The 5,886-nt window shown below is 54.5% G+C and carries 4 protein-coding genes; all 4 read right to left on the reverse strand.

Going from position 1 to position 5,886, the window contains the following annotated elements; all coding sequences use genetic code 11:
• Positions 1–121: 121 nt before the first annotated feature.
• On the reverse strand, positions 122–1,807 hold the full coding sequence (locus tag ACE3QM_RS19635; protein ID WP_374424234.1) for an urease subunit alpha: 1,686 nt from the start codon (positions 1,805–1,807) through the stop codon (positions 122–124).
• Between the two features lie 54 nt (positions 1,808–1,861).
• Positions 1,862–2,137 carry an urease subunit beta gene (gene ureB / locus ACE3QM_RS19640; RefSeq protein ID WP_231462395.1) on the reverse strand — a complete coding sequence of 92 codons (276 nt, stop codon included), beginning with the start codon at positions 2,135–2,137 and terminating at the stop codon, positions 1,862–1,864.
• A 12-nt stretch (positions 2,138–2,149) separates the two neighbouring features.
• Positions 2,150–4,576 (reverse strand): urease subunit gamma, encoded by a 2,427-nt coding sequence (locus ACE3QM_RS19645; RefSeq protein ID WP_374424236.1) that lies wholly within the window; start codon positions 4,574–4,576, stop codon positions 2,150–2,152.
• Between the two features lie 586 nt (positions 4,577–5,162).
• The gene (locus tag ACE3QM_RS19650) at positions 5,163–5,600 is read right to left on the reverse strand and encodes a hypothetical protein (protein ID WP_374424238.1); all 438 of its coding nucleotides are present in this window, start codon (positions 5,598–5,600) and stop codon (positions 5,163–5,165) included.
• Positions 5,601–5,886: the final 286 nt, after the last annotated feature.

Genomic DNA, 5,886 nt, shown 5'->3' on the forward strand with positions numbered 1-5,886 from the left:
GGGGGGTTTGTGTGTGGTTGTGCCCGGGGGGGTTGGCGCGCGGGGTTTTGCATGTGTGGTGTTACACCGGGGGGGGGCCCCGGCAAAGCCCAGTCTGAACCTCCACACCGCTTAGCCGGGCTTAGAACAGATTGTAAAGCCGGCTCATCGGCAACGCGGTTTGCGGTTTCGAATCCGCAAGCACACCATCCACCGTGACCGCCAGTGTTCCTGGATCGACCTCGACTTTTTCGGGCACCGCGGCATTGAGCACCATATTATGCCGTGTGATCTTCCGGGTATCGCTGACGGAGACGAGCTGGTTAACCAGCCCTAATCTCACCACCGTTCCTGCCTCGAAGGCGGCCTGGGAAACGAAGGTCAACGCCTGGCCACGCGCAGCGGGACTACACTGCATGGGTTGGCTATTGGCCACCGCGGCGGCGACATCGCCCTGATGGCTGGCGGCAATGTGGCCACCCACCAGCACCGTGCTCGGCCGCACGCCAAAGAACGCCGGGTCCCACAGCACCAGATCGGCGCGCTTGCCCACCTCGATACTACCGACCTGGCCAGCGATGCCCAGCGCGCGCGCCGGGTTGATGGTGGATTTGGCCAGATAGCGTTTGACACGAACGTTATCATTCTCGCCCACCTCCTCTGGCAGTGGACCGCGCTGCTGCTTCATCACATGCGCCAGCTGCCAACTGCGGCGCGCCAACTCGCCAATGCGTCCCGGCGAGCCATTGCCGGAAGCGATGATGGGTAGCGCGCCGATATCATGCATATACTGCTCCGCGGCCACGATATTTTTCGCGGTCAACTGCTCAAGCAGAGAATCAAACTTCTCGCCCTGCAAGCCATTGGCCAAGCGCACCGAATCGGCTTGTTCGACCAGCGAGTCAGTGGAATAGGCCAGGCTCGAGGCGATGGAAACCGGGAACATCTTGGCAAACGTGGCGGCTCGCAAATTGTCCACATGTCCGCCGCCATGGCCGGAACCGCGTACCAACAAGGTGGCTCTGTTCTTGATGACCGCCAGCGTCTCATCGATATAGCCGTAGCGGCTGAGAGAGTCGGACTGCAACCAACAAGGCACGTCGTGCTTGTCCGCCACCTCCAGAGCAGTATCAATACTGGCAGGCGTGCTTTTCCATTGCTCATGCAGCATCAAGCCGGCGGCGCCATCCTGTAACAAAGTCTCGCTACGGTTGCCTTTCTCCTCCGTCGTCTTGCCGATCAACATGAAGTTAAGCGGCAGGCCATCCAATAAGCGCAGACCATGCGCTAATTGCCCGGCCCCCAGATTGCTGGTGCTGGCCATGCCGCCAGCCACCGTGCCCAAACCGCTGCCGGCCAGGGTGGTGACGCCGGAGCACAGCGCGGCTGCAGCGCTGTCCGGGTTCAAGGACGGCGCATAACAATCCACCGCGCCCGCGGTGACTATCATGCCGGCCGCCTGGATCACCTGGGTGTCCGACCCAATCACCAATTGAGGATTCACCCCACTTTGAAAATGCGGATTGCCGGCCTTGCCAATGCCGATGATGTAGCCATTTTTAATGCCAATGTCCGCCTTGATGACGCCCGAGACGGCATCAAGAATCACCGCATTGGCCAGCACCAGATCAGGGCTATTCTCACTGGAGTCCGATGGCGTGCCAGCATAGCCCACAGTGACTTCTTCACCGTAAACCGCATAGTCCTTTTCCACTTCAATCAGCAGATTGGAGTCGGCCAGGCGGATGCGGTCGCCGGTACTGGGGCCGTAGTGCTGGACGTAATCTTTGCGTGTCAAAACAACCGACTTATTATCAAATGTAGACATAATTTTTCAACTACCAGGCTAAAGTGTATCCATTAATTGAAATGATTAGGTGTTTCAAGCCGCAGAGTCTGAGCTAACAATTTTCACCAGCACTACCGCTATAGAGACTTCAGGTTCAAAGAACAGGACATCGCCAGCCAGAATATCCAAGCGATACCCGTATGTTTGATTTCTCTCAAACAGCAGATGACTATTGACCTCAAAAAAATGCTCATGAGAGCCAACCCCAATCAATCGATCTCCATCATTCGTCACCACAAGGGATACTGTTTCTTTTCCCTCGTTAATAATAATATTTTCTTTGGACAGCAAGATTTCACCAGGTATCATGACCTTAGCCTCTTATTGACTCAGTTTGGGGATGGGATCGAAAACGGTGATGGTGGTCATGCCGCTGGGCAAGGTCACATCCACCGCTAGGTTTTTAATCAGAGAGTCCACTCCATCGAGCACTTGGTCCGACCTCAACAGCTCTTTAGCGCCTTGCTTGATTTTTGCGGCCGTGGCCTCGGGTTTACGCGCCTCTTCCAGAATATAATTGCTGATCACAGCCACCGCTTCCGGATAGTTGAGTGGTTCATTACGATCGAGCTGCTTCTGAGCAAGGCCCGCGGCGATGGAAATAGAGAGCTGAGACGGCATTGGGCTTCCTTCTTGAAATACGCTATTAAGCGATACCATGGGCGGAGGACAAGGGGGGCACGGGTTGGGAGTCGGATTATTGTTTGGATCGTTTAGCGCGGTGAATATTTTTTCCGCCTCCCCCTTCAGGGAGTCAGTATTTCCCCCATTGGCCGCCACCACCAGGCCAGCTACCGCGTTCACCGCGCTCATGAAAGCGCCTTCCAGCCAGCCACCCAGATGACTAAAGCTATCCGAGGCGATAAAGACGCGATTGTTTTTATTTCCCTCAGCGTGCTTATGAAAGCGGAAGCAGTAATTGCTTTGGTAGTGGTCGCCACAGGCGTCCAATTTGAATCCACCCGCTGAGCCATTGGTGGTCCAATCAAATACCAGGCGGTTTTCAGACAAGACGTCTTTCAACACGGACACCAGCCACCAACGTTTTTGCTGTTGATCCACCGGATCTAGCACCTGCCGATCCGCCCGGTTGATCATGGTCAGGAACATGGACTGATCGTCGGTGCCGGGATTGAGCGGGTACTGGCCAAAATCCCGTTGCAAGCGGGTACTATCCTCATCCCAGGTATAGCTGGCCAGAAATGTGTGGTATTTAGATTCTGGAATTGAACTAGGTACAATATAGCTGGTGGCCAGGCCGCAATCTGAGACAATGGCGGTAATGGGATTCTGCTTGAATTGCGGCAGCCCCTTCAGCTTATCTTCGTGAATGGTGGCAAATACCTTGGAGGAACGCACCATGCGCAACATGCTTACCGCGCTGACCGCGCGGCCATTCGCCGCGGCGTACTGATCGCTAACCCATAAAGCGGGCAGGACATTATCAAACGCCTTGGTGTCCAGCTCAAGTGGGCCATCGCCAAAGGTGACCTTGTCTTGCGGTTTGGGTGCATAGCCGGCACGGGCGACCATGCCCACCAATTGATCCTGCGGCATAGCCAGAATGACAAAATCAAATGACTGAGACGCTAGTGTCTTCTCATCCTTATTATCATAATAGGCCACTGTGGCTTGATAATTATCACCATTCTTTTGATGAAAGACATCGCTAACCCGGGCAGCGGCGACTTTAATCTCGAATTTACCTGACACTTCTAGCTCTTTGGCTTTCTTGAATAGATTTTTGAAAAACTCAACATTCTCCTCTACTGGAAATGTATATTCATTAGAATAGTCCCACAGCAGCAAGCGCATCATTTCGACAAAGGAGATGCTGTATAGCGATTTGAAGCCGCCGGTGCCAAAGCCAAAACGGCCAAATAACTCTACATAGTAGTTTTCAGTCTCATCAATGCTGAATCCCTCCATTGTAGGAAGTGGTTCAGACGGGGCATGCAGCGCGCTACGGATAATGCTCCGAACCACCGCTTCCAAGGTATATTGGTCATTGTCATGGGCAAACTGATGCCAGTCCTTCTGGACTTCCTTTAGTGTTTCCTGGCTAGTACCCTCCGCTCTGAGTAGCTCAGCCACCTCTCTCGGCTCGCGCTGGCCAATATAGGCAAAAGCGGAATGCGGGCTGCCGTCGCCCATAAGCCCTGTTGCTACCCGGTTTTTGACTTTGAGCGTGATAGAGTTGGAATCTAGCCAAGTATCGCTATCGTAACGGTCCACCTGATCGGCAAAAATGAATTCAGTGGCAACCTTGCCCGGATTGGGAAAGACTTTTACCTTGCCATCCGGACCAAAAGCATGGGCGGCATAATGCCAAGTGAGCCCGGCGATTTCCGGAAAGCGCATGGCGCCAATTTCATAAACGGTGTCATCATTGGCCCGGGCTGAAAAAACACGGCCGGCTCTTTTACCGGCGGTGCTGATTCCGCGCTGTGCGGCATGGATAAAGCTATCCTTATCCGCCTCGAAAATCGTGACCGTCAGCTTGTTATTTGCCGGCTTCATCTTGGCCAGCTCGGTCAAGGCGCAAAGGCCTGCCGCGCCGGCGCCCACGATGGCCACGTTGAGATCCTTACCGGTGGGCAGGGTGCCGATTTGATCCGCCACCACCAAGGGATAGGAGATCTGCGCCGAATCGGGGTGGCGGTAATACTTCCCTTCTTCTAATAATTGCTCAATCGTTTCCGCTGGCGCTTTGTCGCTGGAAAGGTTTCGAATGACAGTAACACCCATAATGCACTCCTATGTGAGGGTGAAATAACGCTGTTGACCGCAGCCAAAGCCGGAACCCTCTGCAATGTGATTACCCACATCTACCGATTGATAGCTATATCTTTTCCGCACAAACGTTGATTCCATTGCTTCAAAATCATCATCTCAATACGACAGGCGATATTTTTGCTAGCAAACCATTGCCGGGCACCAAACTTGGCGGTGTCAATTGTTGATTCTTACCCCTCAACCGACAAGCGAAAGTCCAATTTTGGATTTTGGATTTTCTTATCTATCAGCCTATGCCCGTGTACAGCGCCCAACCGTGCCATGGCGTTTGGCGCTACATTATTTCTTTAGATTTTATTTTGACTTTATGCGGCTTGATTTTTAAATATGGAAAATACTCTTAAATGTCGAACGGAAACGTGGAGGAGGAGAAAGACCGTTTTGTGCCGCATTCCGGCATAGGCCGCCGCTGCCGCCCTGAGCAGGAGTGTGGAGTGGGCAGCGAGCAGCTGCGAGGGGAGTGAGGCGGTTTGGTGGCATCGCCAGACGACGCCACCCACCTGGTAAACAGGCGGGCGGCGCTACCCGCCGTGACGACTTAGTGCTTGCGGCCGAAGCGTTCTTCCAATTGCCTGCGCCAGATCCTGCCCTCATGCGTGCGGTGGTAATGGTCCACATAAGGGAAGACCTTGAGGTGCAGCGCGCTCAGCAACAGCGCGTGTTCCAACAGATTGAAGAAGCCTATCCAGTAGCCACGGCCGTCAATGTCGTCAAAGTCGATATCTCGGGCGATGCGGCTGAGCAAGCCGCCCCCGGCATAGGGCTGGTTGTCCTTCAGCCATTGCAACAAATGGCCGGCGCATTCGCGACCATAGGCGACATTGGCGGCGAAGTCGTCGTCGGGCACGGGCATTTGCCAATAATGCGGATAGCTGCGTTCGGGCAGATAGCTGACGAAGGGAAGCAGGGTGTCTTGTTGTTCGTGGGCCGGCAGTTTGTAGCGGCGACGACGGGGGAAGGCTTGAGGCTGTTGCATGGTGTTTCTCCTGCTGTGACACAAGATAAACCACCTGCCGGGTGAGGCTGAGGTATTAGGCAGGCGCGTGGCAGGATTGGCGTACCGGACACTGTTAACCCGGTGAGTGCATAGCACTCTCCCACCATGCGCCTGCCGAATGGCACGACCATGGAAAAGCAGCTTGCGCAGAGATCTGCGCAAGCAAGTTAACAGTGATTACGGGACGCCAATCCCGTGTGCCGCTTGTTCTGGCGGCAACGTGGGGATTGTTCCTGAGGGGACGCTTGGGGTCAAGGTGGGGTGG

The organism is Chromobacterium sp., from assembly GCF_041912965.1.
In the GTDB taxonomy this organism is placed as follows: Bacteria; Pseudomonadota; Gammaproteobacteria; order Burkholderiales; family Chromobacteriaceae; genus Chromobacterium; species Chromobacterium aquaticum.